At 68.6% G+C, this 25,271-nt stretch carries 27 protein-coding genes; 3 read left to right on the top strand and 24 right to left on the bottom strand.

What is annotated here, in order from left to right:
• Positions 1-384: 384 nt before the first annotated feature.
• The 4 genes from OOK40_RS27540 to OOK40_RS27525 all read right to left on the bottom strand — a co-directional run bounded on the left by OOK40_RS27540 (position 385) and on the right by OOK40_RS27525 (position 5,331).
• Complete coding sequence (locus OOK40_RS27540) at positions 385-1,734, bottom strand: AI-2E family transporter (protein ID WP_266487009.1); 1,350 nt, start codon at positions 1,732-1,734, stop codon at positions 385-387.
• A gap of 117 nt (positions 1,735-1,851) precedes the next feature.
• Positions 1,852-2,544 carry a transglycosylase SLT domain-containing protein gene (locus OOK40_RS27535; RefSeq protein ID WP_266487008.1) on the bottom strand — a complete coding sequence of 231 codons (693 nt, stop codon included), beginning with the start codon at positions 2,542-2,544 and terminating at the stop codon, positions 1,852-1,854.
• 406 nt (positions 2,545-2,950) lie between these two features.
• Positions 2,951-4,273, bottom strand: coding sequence for a PhoH family protein (locus OOK40_RS27530; RefSeq protein ID WP_266487007.1), 1,323 nt, complete (start codon positions 4,271-4,273; stop codon positions 2,951-2,953).
• 296 nt (positions 4,274-4,569) lie between these two features.
• Positions 4,570-5,331: an isoprenyl transferase gene (locus OOK40_RS27525; RefSeq protein WP_266487006.1), complete on the bottom strand. Its 762-nt coding sequence runs from the start codon at positions 5,329-5,331 to the stop codon at positions 4,570-4,572.
• A gap of 208 nt (positions 5,332-5,539) precedes the next feature.
• On the opposite strand from OOK40_RS27525, the gene mgrA reads away from it, so the two are divergent.
• On the top strand, positions 5,540-6,577 hold the full coding sequence (gene mgrA, locus OOK40_RS27520; protein ID WP_266487005.1) for an L-glyceraldehyde 3-phosphate reductase: 1,038 nt from the start codon (positions 5,540-5,542) through the stop codon (positions 6,575-6,577).
• Between the two features lie 276 nt (positions 6,578-6,853).
• On the opposite strand, the gene OOK40_RS27515 is transcribed toward mgrA, so the two are convergent.
• A complete protein-coding gene (locus tag OOK40_RS27515; RefSeq protein WP_266487004.1) occupies positions 6,854-7,207 on the bottom strand; it encodes a helix-turn-helix domain-containing protein in 354 nt (117 codons plus the stop codon).
• A 137-nt stretch (positions 7,208-7,344) separates the two neighbouring features.
• On the opposite strand from OOK40_RS27515, the gene OOK40_RS27510 reads away from it, so the two are divergent.
• Positions 7,345-8,499 (top strand): winged helix DNA-binding domain-containing protein, encoded by a 1,155-nt coding sequence (locus OOK40_RS27510; RefSeq protein ID WP_266487003.1) that lies wholly within the window; start codon positions 7,345-7,347, stop codon positions 8,497-8,499.
• Between the two features lie 28 nt (positions 8,500-8,527).
• Here OOK40_RS27510 and OOK40_RS27505 read toward each other — a convergent pair whose 3' ends face one another.
• Positions 8,528-8,923 (bottom strand): cupin domain-containing protein, encoded by a 396-nt coding sequence (locus OOK40_RS27505; RefSeq protein ID WP_266487002.1) that lies wholly within the window; start codon positions 8,921-8,923, stop codon positions 8,528-8,530.
• Positions 8,924-8,981: 58 nt separating this feature from the next.
• On the bottom strand, positions 8,982-9,770 hold the full coding sequence (locus OOK40_RS27500; protein WP_266487001.1) for an A24 family peptidase: 789 nt from the start codon (positions 9,768-9,770) through the stop codon (positions 8,982-8,984).
• A gap of 105 nt (positions 9,771-9,875) precedes the next feature.
• Here OOK40_RS27500 and OOK40_RS27495 point away from each other — a divergent pair, with 105 nt between their 5' ends.
• Positions 9,876-10,235, top strand: a complete 360-nt coding sequence (locus tag OOK40_RS27495; RefSeq protein WP_266487000.1) for a DUF192 domain-containing protein — start codon at positions 9,876-9,878, stop codon at positions 10,233-10,235.
• Here OOK40_RS27495 and OOK40_RS27490 read toward each other — a convergent pair.
• The 17 genes from OOK40_RS27490 to OOK40_RS27410 all read right to left on the bottom strand — a co-directional run bounded on the left by OOK40_RS27490 (position 10,228) and on the right by OOK40_RS27410 (position 25,268).
• Positions 10,228-10,980 carry a hypothetical protein gene (locus OOK40_RS27490; protein ID WP_266486999.1) on the bottom strand — a complete coding sequence of 251 codons (753 nt, stop codon included), beginning with the start codon at positions 10,978-10,980 and terminating at the stop codon, positions 10,228-10,230. The two genes, OOK40_RS27495 and OOK40_RS27490, sit on opposite strands and share 8 nt — an antisense overlap.
• A gap of 94 nt (positions 10,981-11,074) precedes the next feature.
• The gene (locus OOK40_RS27485) at positions 11,075-12,100 is read right to left on the bottom strand and encodes a phosphotransferase family protein (RefSeq protein WP_266486998.1); all 1,026 of its coding nucleotides are present in this window, start codon (positions 12,098-12,100) and stop codon (positions 11,075-11,077) included.
• Positions 12,097-12,732 carry a hypothetical protein gene (locus tag OOK40_RS27480; protein ID WP_266486997.1) on the bottom strand — a complete coding sequence of 212 codons (636 nt, stop codon included), beginning with the start codon at positions 12,730-12,732 and terminating at the stop codon, positions 12,097-12,099. Before OOK40_RS27480 ends, OOK40_RS27485 begins: the two co-directional genes overlap by 4 nt.
• A 24-nt stretch (positions 12,733-12,756) precedes the next feature.
• Positions 12,757-13,281: a hypothetical protein gene (locus OOK40_RS27475; RefSeq protein ID WP_266486996.1), complete on the bottom strand. Its 525-nt coding sequence runs from the start codon at positions 13,279-13,281 to the stop codon at positions 12,757-12,759.
• An 87-nt stretch (positions 13,282-13,368) separates the two neighbouring features.
• Positions 13,369-14,991: a Hint domain-containing protein gene (locus tag OOK40_RS27470; RefSeq protein ID WP_266486995.1), complete on the bottom strand. Its 1,623-nt coding sequence runs from the start codon at positions 14,989-14,991 to the stop codon at positions 13,369-13,371.
• A 149-nt stretch (positions 14,992-15,140) separates the two neighbouring features.
• On the bottom strand, positions 15,141-15,767 hold the full coding sequence (locus tag OOK40_RS27465; protein WP_266486994.1) for an OmpA family protein: 627 nt from the start codon (positions 15,765-15,767) through the stop codon (positions 15,141-15,143).
• Between the two features lie 3 nt (positions 15,768-15,770).
• Positions 15,771-16,385: a hypothetical protein gene (locus OOK40_RS27460; RefSeq protein WP_266486993.1), complete on the bottom strand. Its 615-nt coding sequence runs from the start codon at positions 16,383-16,385 to the stop codon at positions 15,771-15,773.
• Between the two features lie 32 nt (positions 16,386-16,417).
• Entirely contained in the window at positions 16,418-16,990 is a 573-nt protein-coding gene (locus OOK40_RS27455; protein ID WP_266486992.1) for a pilus assembly protein TadG-related protein, read from the bottom strand.
• An 8-nt stretch (positions 16,991-16,998) separates the two neighbouring features.
• The gene (locus tag OOK40_RS27450; RefSeq protein ID WP_266486991.1) at positions 16,999-17,244 is read right to left on the bottom strand and encodes a hypothetical protein; all 246 of its coding nucleotides are present in this window, start codon (positions 17,242-17,244) and stop codon (positions 16,999-17,001) included.
• Between the two features lie 233 nt (positions 17,245-17,477).
• On the bottom strand, positions 17,478-18,557 hold the full coding sequence (locus tag OOK40_RS27445; protein ID WP_266486990.1) for a response regulator transcription factor: 1,080 nt from the start codon (positions 18,555-18,557) through the stop codon (positions 17,478-17,480).
• A gap of 14 nt (positions 18,558-18,571) precedes the next feature.
• Positions 18,572-19,918, bottom strand: a complete 1,347-nt coding sequence (locus OOK40_RS27440) for a sensor histidine kinase (RefSeq protein ID WP_266487679.1) — start codon at positions 19,916-19,918, stop codon at positions 18,572-18,574.
• A gap of 70 nt (positions 19,919-19,988) precedes the next feature.
• Complete coding sequence (locus tag OOK40_RS27435; protein WP_266486989.1) at positions 19,989-20,864, bottom strand: DUF5936 domain-containing protein; 876 nt, start codon at positions 20,862-20,864, stop codon at positions 19,989-19,991.
• 8 nt (positions 20,865-20,872) lie between these two features.
• Complete coding sequence (locus OOK40_RS27430) at positions 20,873-21,811, bottom strand: type II secretion system F family protein (protein ID WP_266486988.1); 939 nt, start codon at positions 21,809-21,811, stop codon at positions 20,873-20,875.
• Positions 21,812-21,828: 17 nt separating this feature from the next.
• Positions 21,829-23,166, bottom strand: coding sequence for a CpaF family protein (locus OOK40_RS27425; RefSeq protein WP_266486987.1), 1,338 nt, complete (start codon positions 23,164-23,166; stop codon positions 21,829-21,831).
• A 29-nt stretch (positions 23,167-23,195) separates the two neighbouring features.
• Entirely contained in the window at positions 23,196-23,558 is a 363-nt protein-coding gene (locus OOK40_RS27420; protein WP_266486985.1) for a TadE/TadG family type IV pilus assembly protein, read from the bottom strand.
• 4 nt (positions 23,559-23,562) lie between these two features.
• A complete protein-coding gene (locus OOK40_RS27415) occupies positions 23,563-23,976 on the bottom strand; it encodes a TadE/TadG family type IV pilus assembly protein (protein ID WP_266486984.1) in 414 nt (137 codons plus the stop codon).
• Positions 23,973-25,268 (bottom strand): AAA family ATPase, encoded by a 1,296-nt coding sequence (locus OOK40_RS27410; RefSeq protein ID WP_266486983.1) that lies wholly within the window; start codon positions 25,266-25,268, stop codon positions 23,973-23,975. The genes OOK40_RS27415 and OOK40_RS27410 overlap by 4 nt, the downstream gene beginning before the upstream one ends.
• Positions 25,269-25,271 lie beyond the last annotated feature (3 nt).

The following is a 25,271-nucleotide window of genomic DNA, read 5'->3' as shown; positions in this document are numbered from 1 at the left end:
AGTTCAGCGCACGGTTCACCGTTTGTGCGGTCAGTTGCGCATTACGCACCAGACACGGAGCCGACACCGGCTCGCGATGATGCTCTCGACACCGGACCACCAGGAGTTGCACCATGTCCGCCGCGGCAGTCGAGCACCACTGCTAGGTCCTGTCCGGTCGATCAGGCCGGATCAGTGAGCGGCCCGCCGCGGAGCGGCTGATGTCACTGTGGTGCGTGCGATCGCAGGCCGGAGGATGGGGGCCCCCGCCGAAGGCAGGGGGAGAGCCGACGCGGAGCGTCGGCGACTGACGCAACGCGGCATGGGGGCACCTCCCGTGCCCGAAGGGCTACGGGGGAGTGCGTGCCAGGGCACGCGAACCCTGCAAGATCCGAACGACAGGCCCTAGGCCTCCTGCGCCCCCGGAGTGACCGGCACCGGAGTAGGCGCGGCCTCGATCGCCGTCCCGTCGTGCGGCGGCTGCGCGGCCCGCAGCGCCTGCTCCTTGCTGTACGCGCGCAGGTAGCCGACGACCGTGTTGGTCACCGCCACCAGCGGCACCGCCACCACAGCGCCGCCGATGCCCGCGGTCAGGCCGCCCGCCGCGACCGCGAGGACGACGGCGAGAGGATGAACCCGCACCGCGCGGCCCAGGATGAACGGCTGCAGCACATGGCCTTCGATCTGCTGCACGGCCAGGACGACGATCAGCACCATCAGCGCGGTGAACACGCCCTGGGTGACGAGCGCGACGACGACCGCCAGCGCGCCCGAGACGACCGCGCCGACGAGCGGGATGAAGGCGAACAGGAAGATGAACACGGCCAGCGGGACGGCCATCGGGACATCGAGGAAGTAGATGCCGAGACCGATGAAGATCGCGTCGATCAGCGCCACCAGCACCGTGCCGCGCACATAGGCGGTCAGTGTGCGCCAGGCCCGCGGACCGGCTCCGGCGACACCCTCGCGGGCCTGTGCCGGGACCAGCTTGAGCACCCACTGCCAGATGCGCTTGCCGTCGTACAGCAGGAAGAGCGTGGAGAACATCGCCAGCAGCATTCCGGTGAGGATCTCCACCATCACCGTCACACCCTGCAGACCGGCCGAGGTGATCTCCTCGGTGTTGGTCCCGATCGTGTCGCTGAGGTTCTTGGCTATGTCGTTGATCTGCTGCTCGGTGACATGGAAGGGGCTGTCGAGCAGCCAGCGCTTGAGCTCCTCGATACCGTCCCTGACCCGGTCGGAGAGATCGTCGAGGTTGTCCATGACCTGCCAGACCACGAACCAGCCGACCAGGCCCATGACGACGAAGCCGGCGATCGCGGTGACGGCGGTGGCCAGGCCGCTCGGCAGGCCCAGTCTCTTCAGCCGGGCCACGGTGGGCTGGAGCAGCGCGGTGACGAGCAGCGCGGCGACGAAGGCGAGGACGACCAGTTGCACGGCGCTGATGACGCGGATCAACACCCAGAGCGTGCCTGCCAGTACGAGCAGCCGCCAGCCGGCCTCGGCGGCGACGCGGATGCCCCAGGGGATGGCCGCGACGGGATCGGGCCTCGCGGCTATGGCGGGGGCGTACGAGGGCGGTGGCGGGACGCTTCCCGCAGCCGACGGCACGGCGTCGGGCACGACAACGTCAGGCACGACGACATCGGGCACGTCGTCCTTGGCCGCCTCGGTGCGCCGCTCCTCCAGGTGCTCGCCGATCCGGGTCAGAGAGGCGCCCATACCGGCAAGCCATCCTGGCAGTCTTGACATGATCTTCCCTCTTCCCCCCACCACTCCCCCCGGAGCTTTTCGAACCCGACGGTACACGCACGAAGCCCCCCACCGTATGACGGTGAGGGGCTCCGCGAAGTTGAGCGGCGGCCGGATCTAGTACCAGTGGTTGGCCTGCCAGAACGACCACGCGCCACAGGGGCTGTCGTAGCGTTCGTTCATGTAGTTCAGGCCCCACTTGATCTGGGTGGCCGGGTTGGTCTGCCAGTCGTCGCCGGCCGAGGACATCTTCGAGCCGGGCAGTGCCTGGACGAGACCGTAGGCGCCGGAAGAGGGGTTCTGCGCCTGGTAGTTCCAGGTGGATTCGTGGTCCACGATATTGCTGAAGCACTGGAACTGGTCACTGGGGACCATCTGCCGTGCGATTGCCTGGACCTCGGCGACGGAGTAGGAGCTCTTCGCGGAGAAGCTCGACGCGTCGCGCACGGAGTCGCGGCTGGCGCGCGCGGCCTTCTCCTCGGCCTCGCGCTCCGCCTGCTCCTCGGCGGCTTCCTTCTTCGCCTTGGCGGTCTTGGCGGCCTGGATGCGGGCGGCTTCCTCGGCAGACTTCTTCGCGGCCGCGTCGGCGGCAGCGGCCTGTGCGTCGGCCTGCTGCGTCAGGGACGAGACCTGAATCTGTGCCTGCTGACCCACAGGTATGTCTGCGAGGAGAGTCGCGTCGGCTGCCGTTGCCTCGAGGTTGTCGCCCGAGGGCTGGGCATTGCCCGACGCAACGCCCACGACGGCGCCGACGGTGGTGACCGCAGTGGCAGATGCCACGGCGAATCCCCGGACCGAGATCCGGCTCACACGGTGTCCTTCCAGCAACGCCCGCATAGGTGACCTCGCGAGCGCAATCGTGCCCCTGGCGCTGGCCTCCCCTTGCTTGGGTCACGGGAGGCGCGGGCCCGGTGGGCAACCCCCTTCCGGGAGAAGCCGCATGATGCTCGCGGGCGGCATACGACGGCAGATCTTGAGTTGTGTGGTGCGGTGCACCTGGTGGTGCTGGTGTGCCGTATGCGGGGCCTGACGGAAGCAAGACTCTGCCGGAAGCCGACACCGCAAGGCAATTCTTCGTTGCGTGTGAAAGGTCACACGCCGTTTGGGTCAGGGGTTTTACGGAAACCGGCGGACAGCACGACGCCGCCCGGCTACGCTCTTGCGCTTTGCGGGGCGGCGCCAACTGCCGTACTGCCCTAACCACTTGCATTCCGTACTAGATGTGGCCTTCCTCCAGCATTTCGGTCACAAGCGCGGCAATCTGGGAGCGCTCTGAGCGGGTGAGAGTGACATGCGCGAAGAGCGGATGGCCCTTCAACTTCTCGACGACGGCGACTACTCCGTCATATCGGCCTACGCGCAGATTGTCCCGTTGTGCCACGTCATGCGTGAGAACAACCCGGGAATTGGCCCCGATACGGGACAGAACAGTCAGCAGGACGTTCCGTTCCAGGGACTGGGCCTCGTCGACGATGACGAACGCGTCGTGCAGCGAGCGGCCCCGGATGTGGGTGAGCGGCAGGACCTCGAGCATGCCGCGCCCCAGCACCTCCTCGATGACCTCTCGGCCCGCCACGGCCGAGAGCGTGTCGAAGACGGCCTGCGCCCAGGGGCTCATCTTCTCGGCCTCGGAGCCCGGCAGATAGCCGAGCTCCTGCCCGCCCACGGCGTACAACGGCCGGAAGACCATCACCTTCTGATGCTGCCTGCGCTCCAGGACCGCCTCGAGACCGGCGCACAGGGCCAGCGCCGACTTTCCGGTGCCGGCCCGGCCGCCCAGCGAGACGATACCGACGTCCGGGTCGAGGAGCAGATCGAGTGCGATGCGCTGCTCGGCGCTGCGGCCGTGGATGCCGAAGGCCTCCCGGTCGCCGCGCACCAGCCGCACATTGCCCTCGGCCGAGACCCGGCCCAGCGCCTTGCCCCGCTCGGACTGCAGGACGAGACCCGTGTGGACGGGCAGTTCGGCCGCCTCGGGGACGTACAGCGTCTCCTCTCCGTACAGCAGGTCCACCTGTTCGGCGGAGAGCGGCAGTTCCGACATACCGGTCCAGCCGGAGTCGGTGATGGCGAGCTCGGCGCGGTACTCCTCGGCGAGCAGGCCGACGGACGAGGCCTTGATACGCAGGGGCAGATCCTTGGAGACGACCGTGACGTCGTACCCCTCGGCCTGGAGGTTGCGTGCCACCGCCAGGATCCGTGAGTCGTTGTCCCCCAATCGGAAGCCGGCCGGAAGGACGCCGGGATCGGAGTGGTTGAGCTCGACACGGAGCGTGCCTCCGAGGTCGCCCATGGGGATGGGGGCGTCGAGACGTCCGTACCGGATCCGGTAGTCGTCCAGCAGGCGCAGCGCCTGGCGGGCGAAGTAACCGAGTTCCGGATGGTGCCTCTTGGCCTCCAGCTCTGTGATGACCACGATCGGGAGCACCACTTCATGCTCGTCGAAGCGGGTCAGAGCATTCGGGTCGGCCAGCAGGACGCTGGTGTCGAGAACATAGGTGCGCCTGTCGGGCATGCGGCGCTTTGTGCTGGTCACCACGGAAGGACGTACCCCCTCGGATCAGGTCGGGGTGCGACTGCGACGGCGTCGCGGGGGGATGGGGCCGGGCTCGGGCGCCGATGCGCGGGCCGAGCACCGGCCCTCCCCGTCGTCCGTACAGGTGCTGCACGGTCGTCCTGGTGCAAAGGGCCTCCCGGGTGAGCGGACTCCATGCCACTCACTCTGGAAGGGATATTCCCTCGAACATGCGCAGCCATGCCATGGCATATGACGGCGCAAGGATGAACAGGGGGTAACAGCACTCACCCGGGTGTACGTGAGCCGCGGGAATCCCGTCAGGATCCGTAGCGGCGGTGACGCGCCGCGTAGTCGCGCAGCGCGCGCAGGAAGTCGACCTTGCGGAAGGCCGGCCAGAAGACTTCGCAGAAGTAGTACTCGGAGTGGGCGCTCTGCCAGAGCATGAATCCGGACAGACGCTGCTCGCCGCTGGTGCGGATGACCAGGTCGGGGTCGGGCTGGCCGCGGGTGTAGAGGTGCTCGGAGATGTGCTCGACGTCGACGATCTCGGCGAGCTCCTCGAAGCTCGTGCCCTTGCTGGCGTGCTCCAGCAGGAGGGAGCGGACGGCGTCCGCGATCTCCTGGCGGCCTCCGTAGCCGACGGCGACGTTCACGAGTATGCCGTCGATGCCTACGGTCGCCTGCTCGGCTTCCTTCAGTACGGACTGGGTGCGGGCGGGCAGCAGGTCGAGCGTGCCCACGTGGTGGACACGCCAGCGGCCGTCGGCGGCCAGGCCGCGGACCGTGTCCTCGATGATGCCGAGCAGCGGGATCAGCTCGTCCTCGGGCCGGTCGAAGTTGTCCGTGGACAGCATCCACAGCGTGACGACCTCGACATCGGTCTCGTGGCACCAGCCGAGGAACTCGGAGATCTTGTCGGCCCCGGCCTTGTGGCCCTGCGCGGCGGTGCCGCCGGACGCCTTGGCCCAGCGACGGTTGCCGTCGAGGATGACGCCGATGTGCTTGGGCACCTGGGCGTGGTCGAGGCGGCCTTCCACCCGGCGTGCGTAGAGCCCGTACACCAGGTCGCGCAAGTTCACTGAGTTCACCTCTCGGTTCTGTCGGGCGCACCGGCCCTTTGTCGGGTCCGGGGGCTCCGCGGCGCCGGCCGCTGATGTCTCAGTCCCCGGGAGATGCAGCACAGTCCCTGACCCCCGTGTGCGGCAGTCCCCGAAGCCGCCACAGTACTGCGCACGGGCCACGGCGGCCCAGCCCGGTCTGTCACAAGTCCGTGATAAGGAGGGATGCGTGACTGATTCCCCTTTCTACCGAGCCGCCGCGGACCGCTACGAGTCGATGGAGTACCGGCGCAGTGGCCGCTCCGGGCTCAAGCTCCCCGCGATCTCCCTCGGTCTTTGGCACAACTTCGGCGACGACCGTTCCCTGGACTCGCAGCGTGCGATTCTGCGCCGCGCCTTCGACCTGGGTGTGACGCATTTCGACCTGGCGAACAACTACGGACCGCCGCCCGGTTCGGCCGAGCTGAACTTCGGCAAGATCTTCGCACAGGATTTCTCTGCATATCGCGATGAACTAGTCATTTCGACCAAAGCGGGCTATCTGATGCACCCCGGACCCTACGGCGAGTGGGGTTCGCGGAAGTACCTGCTGTCCTCCCTCGACGCCTCCCTGAAGCGAATGGGTCTGGACTACGTCGACATCTTCTACTCCCACCGCTTCGACCCGGACACTCCGCTCGAGGAGACGATGGGCGCGCTGGCCTCCGCCGTGCAGCAGGGCAAGGCGCTGTACGCGGGCGTGTCCTCGTACAACGCGGAGCAGACCGCCGATGCCGCCGGCCTGCTGAAGGAGATGGGCGTCCCGGCCCTCATCCACCAGCCCTCGTACTCCATGATCAACCGCTGGATCGAGGACGACGGCCTGCTCGACACGCTGGAGAACGCGGGCATGGGCTGCATCTCCTTCGTGCCGCTCGCACAGGGGCTGCTCACCGGCAAGTACCTGGGGGGCATCCCGGAGGGCTCGCGGGCCACGCAGGGCAAGTCCCTGGACCCGAACCTGCTCTCCGACGAGGTCACCCGGCGGCTGCGCGGCCTGAACGACATCGCCGCGTCGCGCGGTCAGTCACTCGCCCAGCTGGCGCTGTCCTGGGTGCTGCGGGACCCGCGGATGACGTCGGCGCTGATCGGCGCCTCCAGCGTGCAGCAGCTGGAGGAGAATGTCGCGGCACTGGCCGGACAGCCGCTGAGCGCCGAGGAGTTGAAGGAGATCGACACCTTCGCCGTGGACACCGCGGGCACCAACATCTGGGCCGGACGGAGCTGAGGGAGCGCCGGGAAGGCGGAGGGGAACATAAAACGGGCCGGTCCGTGGGGGGGATACGGACCGGCCCGAGGGGGGGTTTCCACCATAACCCTTCGTAAGCGGTGCCGAGTGCCACGCCATGCCGTAATCACGCTCCGGATATCCGGGCGCGGTGGGGGATCCTAGGCCCGGGCCCGGAAGCGGCGGCCTGCGGGCCCCGCGCCCGCCCCGGGGCCGTACCCCCCAAGAGGGACCCGGCCGCGGGCGCGCCGTTGACGCCGCAGGTCCTACGTCCCGTCAGACAGCCTGCTCCTTGGCCTTCCCGGCGAGGATCTGTCCCATGAAGGCGTCGCCCCACTCCCCCAGAGGCAGCAGTGCGGTGTTGAGCGCCTTGCCCAGTTCGGTGAGGGAGTACTCCACCCGTGGCGGAACCTCGCGGTACACCTCGCGATGCACCACACCGTCCGCCTCCAGCTCGCGCAGCTGCTGGATCAGCATCTTCTCGCTGACACCGCTCACCTGGCGCTTGAGCTCCCCGAAGCGGTACGTCCCGTCGTGCAGCGCCCACAGGATGAGTGCTTTCCACTTTCCGCCGACGACGTCCACGGCGGCATCGAGCCCGCAGCTGTAGGACGTCTTCACCCTGCCCACGCCAACTCCTCGGATCCGTCCAATACTTACCGATTCGCCGGTACAGCACTTCACGGGAGTCAGGGGCCCGCCTTTTTCCTCGTCGCACGGGGCAAGGCGGACAGGTAGTGGCCTATATGGCTCCTAGAGTCGTCCGCATGACGACACACAGAGTGACGTGGACCGAGGCCTGTGCCCGTCGCCTGGAGCGACAGGGACTGGCCGCACCTGCCCGAAGCTCTCCCGCGGGGATCGCCGCCGCCATGCTCGGGGCGCATGCCCAGGTGCTGTCCGCCGCCGAGCTGTCGCTCGCGCTGCGGCTGGACGGCGGCGCGACCCTGGCCGATGTGCGCGAGGCGCTGTGGGGCGAGGGCAGCCTGGTGAAGACGTACGGGCCGCGCGGCACCGTTCATCTGCTGGCCGCGGCCGATCTTCCGCTGTGGACCGGGGCGCTGTCCGCGATTCCGGCCGGTCCGAATCCGATGCCCGCGGATGTACGGATGACGGCCGAGCAGACCGAGCAGGTCGTCGCGGCCATCGGGGACGCACTCGCCGGCGCCGAGCTGACGATCGACGAACTGACCGAGGCGATCGTCGCGCGCACCGGCTCCTGGGCCGGCGACCGGGTGATGGACGCCTTCCAGGACAAGTGGCCGCGCTGGCGTCAGGTCATGCACAAGGCCGGGCAGCGCGGGGTGCTCCGCTTCGCGCCCAACCGCGGCCGCAAGGCGACCTACACCAGTCCCGGCGTCGTCCCCATGGACGGGCCTGCCGCCTCGGCCGCCCTCGTGGACCGCTATCTGCGCGCCTACGGGCCCGCGACGCCGGCGCACTTCGCGAAGTGGCTGGCCGCGCCGAAGGCCTGGGCCGACGGCCTGTTCACCTCCCTCGCGGACAAGGGACGGATCGAGGAGGTCGTGTTCGAGGGCAGCCCGGCGTGGGTGGCCTCGGGCGACACCGGGTTCCCCGACGAGCGTCCCCGGGGCGTGCGGCTGCTGCCGTACTTCGACGCGTACACCATCGCCTCGCAGCCTCGCGAGCTGCTCTTCCCCGGTGTCGCGTACGAGCGGGCACTGGCGGGCGGACAGGCTGGGAACTTCCCGGTGGTGCTCGTCGACGGGACCGTCGCCTGCGTCTGGCACCAGCGCAGATCCGGGCGGCGGATCGCCGTGACGGTGGAACCGGTCGGGAACGCGCTCAAGACCGCCGCGCGCCGCCGGGAGCTGGAGCAGCAGGCCGAGCGGGTCGGCGAAATCCTTCAGGGGCGGGCCGAGTTGACGGTGGGCAGGGTCACGGTCGGCCCTCATGCCTGAGGCGCCGGTGCCGGGCTTGGCGACGCCGTCACGACAGGGCGTGTCCGGTGGTGCTGTCGACATGCCCGGGGATCTCGCCCTCGTGCCGGTCGCCCGTCGTGCTCGTACCGGAGGGCTCGAACATCAGGATCGAGCCGCCGGGCGACGAGGGTTTGTGCTCGGTGCCCTTCGGGACGACGAAGGTGTCGCCCTTGCGGAGTTCGACGGTTGACTCGGTGCCGTCGGCGGCACGCAGGGCGACGTCGAAGCGCCCGTCCAGTACGAGGAAGAACTCGTCGGTGTCCTCATGGACGTGCCAGACGTGCTCTCCGGCGGTGTGGGCGATCCGTACGTCGTAGTCGTTCATCCGGGCGACGATGCGAGGGCTGTAGACCTCGTCGAAGGAGGCCAGGGCTTCGGTGAGATTGACCGGCTTGTAGTCCATACGGTCGATACTGCGCGGCGAATGCCCCGTTGTCTTGCACATATACGCCGGGCCGGTTCTACGGCATCGCCGCCAGGGCTCCTAGCAGTACCCCCGCCAGCGCGCCCACGATCATGAACGGCCCGAAGGGGATCGCGGTCTTACGGCTCGCGCGGCGCAGGGCCATCAGCCCGAGCCCGTACAACGAACCCAGCAGAAAGCCCGCGAAGGCTCCGGCGAAGAGGATCGCCCAGCCGTACCAGCCGAGAACGACGCCGAGTGAGAGGGAGAGCTTGACGTCGCCGAAGCCCATGCCGTTCGGGTGGATCAGGAAGAGCACGAAGTAGGCGGCACCGAGGACGAGCCCGCCGAGCAGCGCCGTGGGCCAGGAGCCGCCGTCGCCGGGGAGCAGTGCGGCGAGCCCGAGGAGGGCCGCGGCCGCGGCGGCGAGCGGGAGGGTCAGCTGGTCGGGCAGGCGGTGGACGGCGCGGTCGACGAGGGCAAGCAGTACGGCACAGGGCGTGAGCAGCAGCCAGACGGCCAGCTCGGGGCGGGGCCCGGTGGCGGCTGCGAGGGCGGCGCACACGAAAGCGGTGATGAGCGGGACGAGCGGCTGGGGGCGGGGGGCGGGCGCGCCTTCGGCTTTCGCTGTGCCTGGTGCCGTACGAGCCGGAACGGCCGTGGCGCAGGCCACGCATCGCGCCCCGCCGATCCATCCCCGCGCGGGCCCGGTGAACGGGTGCCCCTCGGCGCAGGCGTCGCGCCACGCCTCCTCCGGCTCGACGGAGAGCCGGTACACGGCGCGCGGCAGGAGCAGCCCGGCGCCCGCGCCCCACAGGGCGGCGACGGCGATCAGCGTGGCGTACACGGCAGCGAGCATAGGCCGGGATCCGCAGCCGGTCATGGGCCCTGGGGCCCCACTCCTGCCGATCCGGGGCCCACAGGGGTGTGCCGGGCGCTACGGTCTCGGACTATGAGTGGACGGCGTCAATGGCGGGGCGGCACAGGGACGTTGACCGTGGCCGGGCACAACAGCGGTGTCCCGGTGGAGATCGCGGCGACGTACGGGCCGCGGCGGCGCGGGTTGCTGGGGCGGGACGGGATCGCGGGCGCGATCCTGCTGACACCGTGCAACAGCGTGCACACCTTCCGGATGCGCTTCACCATCGATGTGGCCTACCTGGACAAGGAGTTGAGGGTCGTCGAGGTCCACACCATGAAGCCGGGACGGCTCGGCCTGCCGCGCCTTCGGGCACGTCATGTGCTGGAAGCGGAGGCCGGGGCGATGGCGGGATGGGGCCTGGTCCCGGGTGTGCTGGTGACGGTCAACTGAGCTTCGCCACCTGGGCGGTGAGCAGGACGCGCGGGATCTGCGGTGTCGCCGGGCCCTCCAGGTTCGCGGTGTAGTACGTCGCGAGCGTGCCGCCGCACCGTACGACCTGGAAGACCAGGGGCACGGGATCGCCCTCGAAATCACCGGTGACCTGATAGGCGAACGCGTCGTCGCCGACCTCGGCGACGGGCAGCGCCTTCACACTCCTGTACGTGGAAGGACCCTCGCCGCCGCTCGCCGTGAAGCCGCCCTTGCAGGCCTCGACGGCGGTACGCAGTCGGCTGAGCACTGTCGCGGCGCCCTGCGCCCCGTGGGCGCTGAGGAACTCGGAGACCGCGGGCCGGTCGTCCTTGGCGCCGGTGAGCTGACGATAGGCCGAGGCCTGGGCGAGGGGTTCCGGCTTGCCGTTGATGACGGCGGTGAGGGGGGCGCACTCGGGCTTGTCGGCGCTTTCACCCTGGGACGGCGGGGCGCCCAGGGGGCCGACGTTGAAGCCGGGAGCGTCCCCCTTGGCGAGGATGGCCTGCTCCAACTCGGCCTTGGAGAGGTCCTTTGGGGAAGTGGCGGGGGTCGGCGAGCCGGGTGCTTCCGGAGTGGGGTCCTGGGTGGCGGGCGTCGCGGCGGCGGTCTCCCTCTTCGGCTGCGGCGGCTTTCCGGCAGTGTCGTCGCCGCCGCCGCAGCCGGCCGTGAGCCCCACGGCGAGGGCAAGCGCCGCTGCCGCAACTGCCGTGCGCCGCTGCGTCATCCGTGCCCACCTCGTCCGTTGTCGGGGTCCGGTCGCCGCACGCTAACAGCGGTGTCCGCGACCCCGCATGGGCCCACGGACCCAAAGGCCCCTGCTAGGGCCTGCGGCTCGGCGCGCCTCGGAGTCCGGGCCAGCGATCGAGCATGGCGCGCCGCATGTCCGCGCCGAGCCGCCCGAGGCCGCCCAGTCGTTCTGTGCCGCCGTCCATCCCGGCCACCACCCCCAGCCGGTGCACCAGCCGCTCCCGCGCGCTCACCGTCCCCCACTCCCAGTCCTCGTCCATGACCCGGGCCAACTGGTCGACGGTCCCGCGCTCCGCGCGCTGAACCAGCGCGTCGCCCCGGATCAGCCACCCGGCACAGGCGTCGACGAGCTCACCCTCGACATCCGTACCTGTCGCCTCCCGCCAGGTCGTGCGGTAGGCCGCCTCGGCCTGCGCGAGCAGCGGTTCGGGGGCGGCGGTCACGCACCAGCAGGTGGGGAAGCCGATCCGCAGATAGGCCAGTTCCATCAGCGCATTGCCGAGGCAGGCCTGCTCGAAGTCGATGAAGCGAACGCCGTCCTCGGTGTGCAGGTCATTGCCCGGGCACGGGTCGCCGTGCAGCAGGGCGGGCGGCCCGTCCCATTCGGCGAGCCTGCCCAGGAGTCGGCCCAGCTCGTCCTCGACACCGTCCGGGATGGGGACCCCGAGCGCGTCGGCGAATCCCAGAAACGACACGATGTCCTTCGCGTCCGGCCCGGCCCACGACGGCAGCTCCGCGCCGCCCCCGCCCACGCCCGCCGCATGCAGCCGGGCGAGCGCTGTCGCGTACTGGACCTCCCAGCCCGCGCGCGGGGGCCTGTGCTCCACGTCCTCCAGCACCAGTACGCGCCCGTCGGCGTCCACGCCCAACAGCCGTGGCACAACGGGTGGTTGGACCGCTGTAGCAAGCCGCAGCGCGGCAACCTCGCGCGCGTAGCGCTCATCTGCCCCCGCGCCCGCGACGAGCTGCTTGACGACGACGGTGCCCGCGTCGACGTCGACGCGCCACACCGCGGACCGCGGGCTGCTCTCCAGCAGCCGGGCGCGTCGCGGCACGCCCAGTTCGTCCCGAAGCCGTGCGCCGAGAGGCACGCTCATGTCTGCTCCCCCGTCTCCGCGTCCGTTTCCGCGTCCGATTCCGCGTCCGTTTCCCCGTCCGCCTCGCTGCCCGCAGAACCGTCCGGGACGGCGGCCGTGAAGGCATCGGTCACCGGGAACTCGATGCGCTCCTCGCGCAGGATCTCCGGCAGCACGGTCACCCGGGCTTCCGGCAGATCCGGCACCGGCTCCTCGACGGCGTCGACGACGTACGGGTCCTCGTGCTCGTCCGGTTCGTACAGCCTGGCCCGCGTCCTCAGCCCGTCGGCGGTCACCGCCCAGTACGCGCTCGGCGGGAACGCCTCGGCCGGGTACAGCACCGTCGTCCCCGCCCGCGCCGCCAACCGGCGCGCCAGCTCCGCCTCATGGAGGATCCCGCCCGTGCCCTCGGCGACGTACACATCGAGCAGGAGGCCGAGCCCTCCGGCGGGCAGCCGGGTGTAGGCGCACAGCACGGGGGCGTCCCAGTTCCGCGCCTCCGGGTCCGCGTCCGCGTCGGCCACATCGACCTCCCCGGGTGCGACGCCCACGGCTCCGGCGAGCGCGGCGACAAGCACGTCGGGCTCCAGCAGGCCCACGCTGAACAGGTCACCCGCCACGGGTGCGTCACGTCGCAGATCTTCTTCGGTCATACGGGCGTCTCGGCCCGGAACGGATCAATCACCACGGCTGCTTCCCCCGAGGGACACGTCGACGCTCTCGACGCCGGCCTCCTCGCCGGCGTACAGCTCCCGCCAGCGCCGCTCGTCGGCCACATTCCCGATCCTGATGCCGAACGTCCAGGTCGGGTCGAAGAAGAGCGTGTGGTGTCCCTCGAAGTCGAGGGCGAGACACTTGAGGTGGTCCGCGACCTGATACGCCCGCAGCTGCACGCAGCGCAGAGTGTCTCTGCCGTCGCCGAAGAGCTGTTCGCCGTACGAGGCGACGACGACCTCGTCCTCGGCCTCCGCGAGCAAGTCGACATCGTCCCAGCCGACCTGAGGCACGCGCGCGACGGCCAGGTGGTCGTACTGCCCTGCCGATCGGAACCTCAGCAGTCCGCTGTCCAGCCTCAGCCAGACGACCAGGGGCTGCGGCCGGAACTCGGGGACGTCCCCGTCCCTGTCGATCCAGCCCGGGACGAGGACGTCATACACCTGGTGGTCCCTGAGCGCCTCATCGACCGTGCCCCAGCCACCCATTGCCCACACGCCTTTCGTTCCGCCGAAGCCCGCTCGCCCCAGGCCGCCGAGGACCCGACCGCCAGATCCCGACCGCACGGGATCGCCCTAACCTGCCTTCGGCGGCACCTTCTTGGTGATCTGGATCGCCGTGTCGAGCCCGGTTCCGCTCTCGAGCGCCGTCCAGAAGTCGCCGTTCTCCCGGAGGACGATGGTCACGCCCTTGCCACGGTAGATCATTCCCTCGGGCTCGCCCTTCTTCAACGTGCCCTTTCCGACCAGTTCGAAGGTGCCGTCCTTGATGGCCTTCTGAATGTCCTGGCGGAACCGCGGACCGTCCTCCTTCAGCTTCTTGTACGTAGTGCCCAGGGCGTCCTCGATGAGCTTCTTGTGGCGCTGGAAGTGGCTCCTGAACTTGCTCGGATCGCCTTCGCCCACCGTGGGATTCCTGGCGGCGGCGACCTCGTCCGCCGACAGGCAGTCGCCGTCGTTGTTGTGCACGAGGGCGCTCTCGGCGCCGATGCCGACGTAGTAGGTGTGGATACCGTCGACCGTCAGGTCGTGGGTGGTCTGCCGCTGGGTGTAGCGGGAAACCGCGGCGACCTTCAGAGTCCGGCCGGACGGCATTCGCAGCCCGTCGCCCGGCACGATCTCTCCGGCGTCCGCCCAGCGGCCCCGGCCGGTCAGCCAGAAGGGGTGGGTGTCCGTCGCGGTCAGCACGGCGGGACCGCCGCTCGTCGTCACCTTGAGGCGGGTGAAGTCCTTGTCGTCGTACGTCGTGATGGTGTCGGTCACCCGGCGTACCGTGGTCCGCCCGCCGACCGGGTCGGTGACGGTGACCTTCGTGCCGACGGACACGGTCTCGATCGGGATCCGCCGGCCGTCGGCAAGAAGGACGGGAGTGCCGGGCGGGAAACTGTGGACGGGACACGAGGTCGGCTTGTCCTTGTCCTTGTCCTTCGGTTTGTCCTTCTTCTCCGCGTCGAGCTTCCTCTTGGCGTCGGCGAGCTTCTTCTCCGCCTCGCTCACCCGCTTGCGGTTCTTGATGAGCCCCGTGAGCCCGTCGTACAGATCCCCACCGTGCTTCTTGAGCTTCCTGACGAGCTCGACGGCCTTCTTCCACTTCCAGGGCGCCCCGTACTTCGCGGCCAGCTTCCCGACGGCGCCGCCGATCAGGCTGAGCAGCACATTGACGAGCGTCTCGGTGCAGGCGCCCATGTCGCCCTTGGTGATGCAGTCGAGCGCATCGGTGATCCCGAGCTCATCGGCAAGAATCTTCGCGAGCTCCTTGGCGGCCTCGATGGCCTTGTCCTGATCGGACTTCTCGGCGGCCTGCGCGTCCTGGAGCTCTTTGAGGGCCTTTTCGTAGTCGATCTGGGACTGCGGCTTCTGGCCGGCGCCGGGATCGTCGTCAGAGCCGTCGGAGCCGTCGGTTCCGTCCTCGGCTGCGGGCTGGTCGTCGGCGGCCTGCGGGTCTCCCCCGCCATTACCGCCACAACTGCCGCCGACCGCCTGGCAGATCTTGTTCCCGATGGCCTTGCCCGCCTCGGGCACACCACCGGTTGCCACCAGCGCGCCAACGATGGCGATCACCACCACGACCAGACCGATGTACTCCACCGCGGTCTGCCCCGACTGCGACTTCCGCAGCCCGAGTGCCCTGGCATCGGTGCGCGGCAACAGCGCACGCATCCGCCGGCGAAGCTGACGCACTACCCCCATACGCGACATGCACACGACGCTATGGCGCGGTGCATCCGCAGTCGTGGGTCCCAGGACCCAAAGTCGGGCTCACCTCGGCCCGACACATGAAGTAGGCCCCGCTGCAAGGTGATTGCGGCGGAGCCCACTGAGCTTGTACGGAGGAACAGCCCCGGATTCTAGGAGGCCGTGCCTCGCGGGAAGGAGACCTCCACACGCCGGTTCTTCCGTCGGTTCTCCTCGGAGTTGTTCTCGGCGATCGGGAACTGTTCGCCATATCCCCGGATCTCGTAGCTGATGCCTACAGCGGCGAGTTCCTGCGAGAGCACACCGTGCACCGCGGCGGCGCGCTGCTTGGACAGCGCATCACCGTGCTCGGCCGAGCCCAGGTCGTCCGTGAAGCCGAACACCCGTACCTTCTTGGCGTTCTGCTTCTTGATCTCCTCGGCAATCTCCTTGATACGGGCATTGGCATCGCTGCTCAGCTTTGCGCTGTCCTTACCGAAGAGGACCTCGGCCTGCAGGCTGAACCTGACCTCGGAATTCGAGTCCTCGCGCTGTTCATTGCCCGCCTCATCGCCGACGACCTGCTTGATCTCCAGAACCTTGGCAGCGGCGAGCGTGGCACCGTCGACCATCTTGAGGTCGGGGTCGCTGACGTCGATCTTCCCCTCGTACACGGAAGTCGCTTTGGGGCGCGGTCCGTCGTCGGCTCCCGCCGACGGAACGGCAACAACGGTCAGAGCAAGGACAATGGAGCCGATGAACACGGCCCGGCCACGCAGGAATCCAGTACTGACTCGCATGCGTCACTCGCTTCCGAGCCGGAGCGTCACGGACTGGAAGGTCGGCAGCGAAAACGTCATCTGGTTCACGGTCTCAGGGGGCGCCGGGAACTGCATGAAGACCGGAGTCGACGACTTGGCCTTGACGCTGCTGACTGTGGTGACCAGCGGCCGGTTTTCCGTGTCACGCAGGACGTAGTAGCGCTTCTTCTCCTTGGCATCCACCAGGGTGGCTCCGGCCAATGAGCCACCGCCGACCGCCGAATTGACCTCGAGTTCGGAACCGGACCAGTCGGATGTGTGGTTGAAGTTGTTGTCCGTGGTGTTCCGCATGTTCCCCTGGACCGTCACAAACCCGCCTGCGTCTCGGACGGCGGCGGTGATGTCCAGCTCCATCCCGTCTTCCCCCTTGAGCGTCGTCAGGACCTTGCCCGGTCCTGGGTTCGCGCTTCCGGGATTCCCCTTGTCACCCTGATCGACCGCGCCCCCGTTGTCAGGAGTAGACGACTGGCCGGCATTGGAGGTCTTGTCAGGTTTGTCACCGTCGCTGCCGCACGCGGCCAGCGTGAAGGCCAGCGCCACCGCCGCGGTGACGGCCGCCGCCGCCCTGCGCGCCCCTGAGATCTGCCGCATGCTCATGACTGCAATTCCTCTGATTAGTTGTCACTCGGTCAGTTCGGGTCGATCAGACGGACGGTGAAGAGATCAGCCAGGTCCGGCACGCTACCGAGGTCGTCCGGATCGATCAACGAGCCCAGGCCGTCGCAATCCAGCTTCGCTCCGCTGAGCGAACATTTCGGCACGACAACGCCCCTGGCCTTTGCCTCGCCCTTCTCGTCCGCCGTACCCGGGATCACCGAATCACCGATGGTTTTCTTTGTTTCGACTCCGACCGTGAAACCCCAGTACTCCCCGTAGTACGGCCGGCAACTGGTCCTGTCCGAGTCATTCTTCTGCGCGTACTCATCGGCGGCTTGACACGCCGCGCCGGGACCGAACCCGCGTCCGAGAATGAGGTCCGCCCAGTCGTCGGGCAGCTTCGGCCCGAGCAGTTCTTCGACGATCTGATCCCGCGCATCCCGGGCTGCGGCCAGCGCGGCGGCGTCGGCAGCACCCTGGGCGCCATTTCGCTGGTCGGCGGACTCCCCGACCACGAAATACGCAAACGCGAGGAAGAGCAGGCCCGCCACCACCGTGATGTAGATGGGGAAGGCCTGCCCTGCCTCGCGCTGTCTGCTGTGCAATCCGACGATCAGCCCGACTTGCCGGACGTGCCGATCACGTCCTTGATCTTGTTGCCGATCTCCTTGCCGATGTCCCCCTTCATGGTCACCACGATCGCGATGATCGCGATGACCGCCACCAGCATGCCGATGTATTCGACCGAGGTCTGACCCTTGTCGGCCCTGCGGTTCATCCGCTCGATCGCCGTGTTCTTCCAACCGCTCACACGCAGCTGCGTCGCAACTGCCGCCTTGAGCGCGATGTCCTTCGACATGATGTTCCCCTCCGGGTCCGGCCGGCCGCAGACCGGCCGGTTCGCACGTCTCTTGTGTGCCTTCCGCGTAACCGGCTTCCTCCTGGCCGGTGCCGCTTTCGACGCGAGAAACGTACGACGGACGGATGGTTCCCGCAGAGGGTCCCAGGGCCCAATCCGAGGCCCAAAGAGAGGGATGGGCCTGTCCGTTCCGACTGTGGGCCCGGCGGCCCGCATCGCACATCGCCGTACCGTCAGCCATGGCCGGCCGCCCCCCTCGGCATGCCGCCACCGCTGTGACCATGTGCTGTGCCGAGCCATACCGCGATGGCTTCGCTCCGGCTGGTGCTGTGCAACTTGGCGAAGATGCGGTTGATGTGGTTCTTGACCGTCTTCTCGCTGATGAAGCAGGTGGCGGCGATCTGCTGATTGGTCATGCCCGACGCGATCAGATCCATCACCTCCACCTCCCGCGAGCTAAGGCCAAACTCCGTCCTGGACCCCACGCGTTGAGTCGGCCCCTGTGGGGCTGCCGCCTGTCGCGCCTCCAAGGACTGTCCCACATCTAGTTGCATACGCGAAGCGTCGTGCCGCGGCTGCAATGAGTTTGATACATAGGAGCCCATCTGGTACCCGAAGTTGGACGTCTGGCGTGGATCGGTTTGCGATGCGGAACCATGTGCAGTCGCACCCTGATGCCCCAGCCCTCCCGCAAGCTGCTGAGGCCCGGCCGGCGCGCGCTCGCCCCGCACATGGGCGAGCAGCGCGTTGGCGGCGGTGACTGTGAAGTGGGCCCGGCCCTGCCTGATGTCCCGTACCGCGTCGACGAGTTGGTCCGCTGTGAACTCTCCGTGGACCAGGTAGCCGCCCGCGCCCAGGCGCAGCGCCTCGTGCACGATCTCGCTCTCCCGGCTGTACGTCAGCATCATCACCGGGGCGATCCGCACCAGATGCGGAAGCGCGGAGATGCCGTCGACGCCCGGCATCCTGACATCGAGCAGAACGACGTCAGGACGGTGTTGCTGGGCGGCCTCACAGGCCTCGCGTCCGTCTGCTGCCTCGGCGACGACCGCGATGTCCTCGCGGCCGGAGAGCAGCGCATGGAGCCCGGCCCGTACGACGGGGTTGTCGTCGGCGACCACGACCCGGAGCGGTGTCGGCGTCACCGGAGCGGGGAGGGCGGGGAGCCCTCCGGATGCCGCGGCCGGCGGGGGAAGCGGTACCTGGGCAGGTGTGTGCTCGGAGCGGATGGGTGTGCTGTGCGACGACGTGTGCTGGGACACGTGCGACGACGGCAGTTGCTGTCCTGGTGTGTACGACGAATCGTCCGGCATGATGCGGCCTCCTTTCAGTGGGTGGGGGGAATGGCATCGGTGGGGACTGGCTCGTGCGTCAGCGGCGGGTGTGCGTCGGCGGGCAAGCCACTGCGCAGCAGGGCGTTGACGGGGATTTCGAGGCGGACTTCGGTTCCCTTGGTCGCCCGTCCGCGTCCGATGCGGATCCGGGCGCCGATTCCGGCAGCGCGCTCGACCATGCCGACGAGTCCGAAGTGGCCCGCCTTTCTGAGGTCGTCGAGCGACGTGCCCGGCGGCAGACCGCGCCCGTCGTCGTAGACGCTGATGCGCAGCGCTCCGTCGACGACACCCACGGACACGTCGATGTAGGTGGGGCGGGCATGGCGGTGGGCGTTCTCCATCGCCTCGGACGCGATGGTCAGTAGGTGCCGCGCGACGGCGTGCGGTACTGCGGGTACGGGCAGTTCGCCGAGGGTGTGCCAGGTGGCCCCCATCCCGGTCCGCCGGGCGAAGTCCTCGGTACGGGCGGCGAGTTCCGCGGCCACGTCGACGCCCGCGGCTTCGATATCGGTCTGGCGGCGCAGGTCAGAGAGCAGTTCACGGGATTCGGCGGCCGCGCGGCGAGCGGATCTGGCTACCACTTCCGCCTGGTGCCTGACGGTGAGTGGGTCCATGCGGTCGGCGGAGGAGGCCAGACCGTCCGCGGCCATCGCCACACCGTGCAGGGTCTTGGCGACGGAGTCGTGCATCTCACGTGCCAGACGCGCACGTTCACCCTGGACGGCCTCGGTCACCGCGAGCCGCGAGCGTACCTCGCTGAGTGCCTGCGTCGCCGTACCGAAGCGGAGCATCAGCTGGCGCAGGCTGACCCCGACGGCACCCAGCACGGCACACAGGCCGGGCAGAAGTGTGGACCCGGCGATGGAGACCTGGAGCTCGGTATTGGCGGCGTAGGCGGCGAAGATGATCAGGATGGTCAGTGAGGCGAAGACGCCTGCGCCTCGCCATCCGTAGACCAGGCCGGCCAGTAGCGGCGTACAGATGGTGACGTAGCTCAGGGGGCTGGCAGGGGTGGCGGTGATCAGCAGCAGAGCGCCGAAGAAGGCGTCGATGCCTAACAGCCAGGGATGCCGCAGCAGCAGCGGGCCGAAGCGCTCCCAGTCGCGGAAGAGTACGTACGAGCCCATGAAGGTGGCCAGGATCGCGATGCCGATGAGAATGGTCGGCCAGCCGGATGCCGCGCCCACGACGGCGAAGGGGGTGGCCAGTGCGATCATCGCCAGCCGGAATCCGAAGACCTGGCGGCACATGGCCTGGAGCGCGCTCAGCTGAATCCTGAGCGCGGGCTCGGCGGGAAGGTCATCGCCGGAGGCGACGCCGAGCAGGCCGTGCGCCGTCATGGCGCCGGCCGGTCCGGTCGACATCTGGTGCAGTGCCATGGAACTCTCCCCCTTCCCCGGTATCCCCTGCTCATCCGCCGAGGCTCATGCCCGAACCGAGGAACATGCCTGCCCCGATGAGCAGGATGGTGGCCGGGACCATGAGCATGGTCACGATGCCCGTTGCCTGAGGTACAGCTTTGGATGCCCGGCGGCGGGCATTCTGAGCATCCGTACGGCGCATGTCGTTGGCGATGGCTATCAGGGTGTCGACGATGGGCGCACCGAGTTCCTCGCCCTGCTGCAGGGCGGTGACGAACTGGGCGACCTGCTCGGACGCGTTGCGCTTGCGCAGCTGCTCGAAGGCGTCGCGGCGGCTCATCCCCATGTCCATCTGGCGGAGCGTGATCTTGAGCTCGTCGGCCCAGGGGCCCCGGTAGCGCTCAGCCACCCGGTCGAGGGCCTGGCGGAAGCCGAGACCCGCGGAGACGACGACCGCCAGCACGTCGAGGAAGTCCGGCAGCGTTCGTTCGATGGCGGCCTTGCGCGCGCGGGTGGCCGCCCAGATCCCCACCTCCGCCCACCAGATGCCGAACGCCACGAACAGCAGGGCGAGGAAGGGGTGCGCGTTGATGAGCAGGGCGAACGCCCCGAGGGCGCCGATGAAGCCGTAGACCGCGCGGCGGGCGGCGTAGCGGTCCACGGTCAGGCCACCGGGGTTGCCCGCCATGTCGAGCCGCGTGCGCAGCTTGTTGACTCGCTTGGGGCCCATCATGCGCAGCACCGCGGGCGCGTAGCGCATGCCGAGGCGGTCGATGCCGCTGCCCACGGCGCTGGTGCGGGTGGAGCCCACTTCGAGGGCGAGTGCCAGGTCCGAGGGCAGTTTGGCGTCGGCTCGGTAGAGCCTGATCCCGTACAACATGCCGGTGACGGACAGTCCGGCGGCGAGTGCGAGCAGCAGTTCCATGACGTCCCTCAGACTTCGATCTTGGCCAGTCGGCGGACGAGGGCGAAGCCGACGAGGTAGAGCCCGAGGGCGATCAGGACGACCGCCTGCCCCAGGGTATTTCCGGTGATCTTGTCCAGTGCGCCGTCCCACACGCTGTCCATGAGCATCAGCATCGCCAGGCCCATCCCGGGGACGATGTACGCGGTCAGCGTCACCTGCGACAGCTGGGTTCTGACCTCGCGGCGGGTCTCCTTGCGCTCTTCGAGCGTCTCCGTGAGGTTGCGCAGGGAGCTGACGATGGCGCCGCCGGAGCGGTTCGACAGGACGAGGGTGGTGACGAGGACGACCAGTTCGCGGGAGGGCAGCCGGTCCGCCAGCTCGCCGAGAGCGTCGTCGATGGAGTGCCCGAGGGCGAGGGCGTTGGCGACCTTGGCCAGCTCGTCTCCCGCCGGCTCTTCCAGCTCCTCGGCGGCCAGACTGATCGCCATCCGCAGGGCGAGTCCGGCCTGAGTGGCGTTCGCGATGATGCGGGAGAGTTCGGGCAGCTGGTTGATGAATTTCTCGATGCGCTTCTGGCGCTGCCAGTTGAGGAACGCGAACGCGGACCAGAGCGCGATCACTCCCGCGATAGGGCCGAAGAAGGAGGCCAGTACCGAGCTGGCGAGGAGCCAGAAGCCGGCAACGGCGGCGACCATGTAGACGAAGAACTCACCAGCAGTGAGATCAAGACCGGTGGCGGCGAGACGTAGCTCGATCTTCTTGCCGAAGCGGGTCTGTTTGAGTCTGCGGTCGACGCCCCTGAAGCGCCGTCGCCGCCCCGGAGTGGTGATCTGCTGCGTCGATGACAGGCGATGCTCGAGCGCCGCGCGCTGGGCCTTGCCCGAGGCGTAGGTATGGACGCCCGCGATCAGGAGCGCGCTGAAGAGCAGGGTGGCGCCGATCGTCAGCTGATCCAGTCGATTCATTTCCTGGCACCTACTCGCTACTTGGCTTCTCTGGAGGCGAGTTGTTCGTCGGACCGTGCGATACCGAAGGCTTGCGGGACGGGCTGGCCGGTCATGTAGAAGCGGTCGGCGACCCGGCGGGGCAGCGGGTAGTACTCGAACTGCCCGTAGATCTTGCCGTCGGCTCCCATCGGCCGGGACAGGAAGCGGCACACAGAGACGATCTTGAACGGCTCCCGCCCGTGCGAGTCGAGGACGGCGATCTCGGTGATCTTCCTGGAACCGTCGGCATGGCGGGTGAGCTGCACGATGACATCGACGGCGGAGTTGATCTGGTCCTGCAGGGCCGCGAAGGGGACCTCCACCTCGGACATCGAGGCAAGGGTCTGCAGTCGCATCAGCGCGTCCTCGGCGCTGTTGGCGTGGACGGTGGCGAGTGAACCGTCGTGACCGGTAGACATTGCCTGGAGCATGTCAAGCGTTTCACCGCCACGGACCTCACCGACGATGATGCGGTCCGGCCGCATGCGCAGCGAGTTGCGTACCAGGTCGCGAATGGTGATCCGTCCCTTGCCCTCGACGTTCGGAGGACGGGACTCCAGCCGGATCACATGCGACTGCTGCAGTTGCAGCTCGGCCGAGTCCTCGATGGTGATCACGCGCTCGCCTTCCGGGATCAGTCCGGAGAGGGCGTTGAGCAGGGTCGTCTTTCCGGTGCCGGTGGCGCCGGACACGATGATGTTCATCTTGGACCGCACCAGCGCCGAGAGCAGATAGAGCATGGGCTCGTCGAGCGATTCCAGGCCGATCAGCTCGCGCAGCGTGAACGCCCGGGGAAAGCGGCGGATGGTGAGAATGGCGCCCGTCAGCGACAGCGGAGGAATGATCACGTTGACGCGCTCGCCGCTGGGGAGCCGGGCGTCGACCATCGGATTCGACTCGTCCACCCGGCGGTTGACCGTGGAGACGATGCGCTCGATGGTCTGCATCAACTGGTCGTTCGAGGCAAAGCGCATCGGCAGTTGCTCGACCCGGCCGCCGCGCTCCACGAAGATCTGGTCCGGGCCGTTGACCATGATCTCGGAGACGGACGCATCCTCCAGCAGAGGTTCGAGGATGCCGAGCCCGAGCGCTTCGTCGACGACGCGCCGGATCAGCTGGGCGCGCTCAACGGTGGAGAGGACGGGGCCTTCCCGGCTGATGATGTGGCCCAGTACGCGCTCCAGGCGGACGCGGCGCTCCACCGCGGCCAGCGCCGACATCTCCGCGAGGTCGATCTCCTGAAGCAGCTTCGCCCGGTAGGTCGCGACGAGATGACCGTCTTCACGGTTCCCGCCGTTCTCCTCGGGGGCGCCTCGGCGCTCCAGAAGGCTCATCGGTTCTCCAACTCTTTCGCTCGGCCGGCCTATTCGTCGGTGCGCGGCATGGTGGACGTACGCTTCACCGGGTCGAAGCTGAACCCGGGGATGACCGAGGGGATGCCGACGGTGGCCGTCGCCTTGGCGTCATCGGCAGAACCGCTCATGTCGACCCGCGTGCCCGGCTTGATGAGATCGCTGACGGCTGCCTCACCGGCCGCCTTGCCGGCGGCATCGTCGTTGCTCTGCGAACTGATACGGGCCGCTGTGCGAGCGGCCGTGCCCGCCTGCTGCATTGCGTAGGCGGCCAGGCCGAACTGGACCAGGCAGATCCCGATGAGAATCAGGATCGGCAGGAATCCGATGTACTCGACCGCTGTCGCGCCCTTGTCGTCTCTGCGCCTGGTCATCGGTTCAGTCCTCCTCCAGCGGCGAACTGGCCTTGCCGGTCACCGTGCCGAACGAGTAGTCGGTCAGGCCGGGTATGAGGACGGGCACCTTCACACCGACGCTCGCCCGCATCGACCTGTGCCCAAGGTCCACGATGCAGCCGGCGCTGAAGTCGTAGTCCGGATCGGCCACTCCCAGGCGTGCGCCCTCCTGGCACCGCACGTCCTGATCCGGCCGCAGGTAGGACACGGCCGCGTCGTGTGCGGCCCGGTCGGCACCGTTGCCCGCAAGGGTGTAGGCGTAACCGAAGAGCACGGCCTGCCAGAGCAACACACAGGTCAGGAGAATGATCGGCAGCATGCCGACGAACTCGACCGCGATCTGGCCCCTGTCCCGCTCGCCGTCCCGACGGCAGAAGAGCTTCCGTCTCTGTCTCATCCCCCTGCCCCCCACGTCCCGTCCTTCGGAGTTTCGCCCCGTGTGCGGCGTCCGAAGGCGAATGACCCCCGGTCGTTCGCGGTGCGTCCGCCCTTGCTCCTGGTCCTGCCCTCGTTCTCCGCGGTTGTCACCAGGCCGAGCTCTCCGGCCAGGCCCCACAGCGCCTGCTTGACGGTGCTCTTGGCCTCCAGGTCCTGCATGCGCCCGGCGTCGACAGCGCCCTGGAGCTCCTTGAAGTTCGACGGGACGGCGATCCGCGCCACCCGGGTGCCGGTGATCCGCTCGATCAGAGGTGGCTGGATTTCCGTATTGCGCATGTGGCGGTTGACCACGGTGACCGTCTCCTCGGCCTTGCGGATCTGCAGCCGGTCCCAGAGCCGGACCATTCGTTTGGCCCCGCGCACTGCCACCACATCCGGGGTGGTCACCAGAACTGCCCTTTCCGCCATTTCGATGGCGGTGGCGTTGGCGCTGCTCATCTGCGAACCACAGTCGATAACCACGACCTGGTAGCGCTGGCGCAGTGCGCTGACGACCTGCCGCGCCACCCGGTCCGTGACCTCCTCACCGCGCTCTCCCTCGCCCGGAGCGAGCAGCAGACCGAGGCCGCTTTCATGATGGAAGACCACGTCCTGGAGCACCCGGGGCGAGATGTCCTGGATACCCGCGAGATCCACGATCGAGCGTCGGAACTGCACGTCCAGATACGAGGCGATGTCACCCGCCTGCAGATCCATGTCCACCAGCGCCGTGTGCCGGCCGGAGGCCTGTGCGGCCAGGGCCAGTTGGACCGCGGTCAGCGTGGTGCCCACGCCGCCTTTGCCACCCGCGACAGCCACGACCGTGCCGCCGGGACCGGAGAAGACCTCCGTGCCCTGGCCGAGGTGGCGACGCACTCCGACGGACCAGCCGGCCGCCGCCTGGACCCGGGTGACCAGCTCCTCGTAACTCAGTGGCAGTCCGATCAGACCCCGCGCACCCGAGTCCATGGCGGCCGAGAACAGCCCGGGGCTGGCGTCGGAGGTGATGAGTACGACGCCGACCGCCGGGAAGCGCAGGGCCACTTCCCGGATGACCTCGAGCGCCGGTACCGGTCCGATCCGCTCGTGGACCAGGACGACTTCAGGCAGCTCATCGATCGACTCTCCGGCCAGCCGGGCCAGGGTGTCGAGGAGCGTGGTCGAGTCGCCCACCGGGCTGGCCGGCTCCGCGTCGGGGAGCTGGCTGAGCAGGGTGGTGATGGACCGTGCCGCGTCGGCGTCGCCGACCGCCGGGATGATTCGCGTGGTCATGCA

It is taken from the genome of Streptomyces sp. NBC_01481 (assembly GCF_026339995.1).
In the GTDB taxonomy this organism is placed as follows: domain Bacteria; phylum Actinomycetota; class Actinomycetes; order Streptomycetales; family Streptomycetaceae; genus Streptomyces.
Note: the sequence above shows the minus strand (reverse complement) of the source record. Positions and strands in the feature narration are given on the sequence as shown.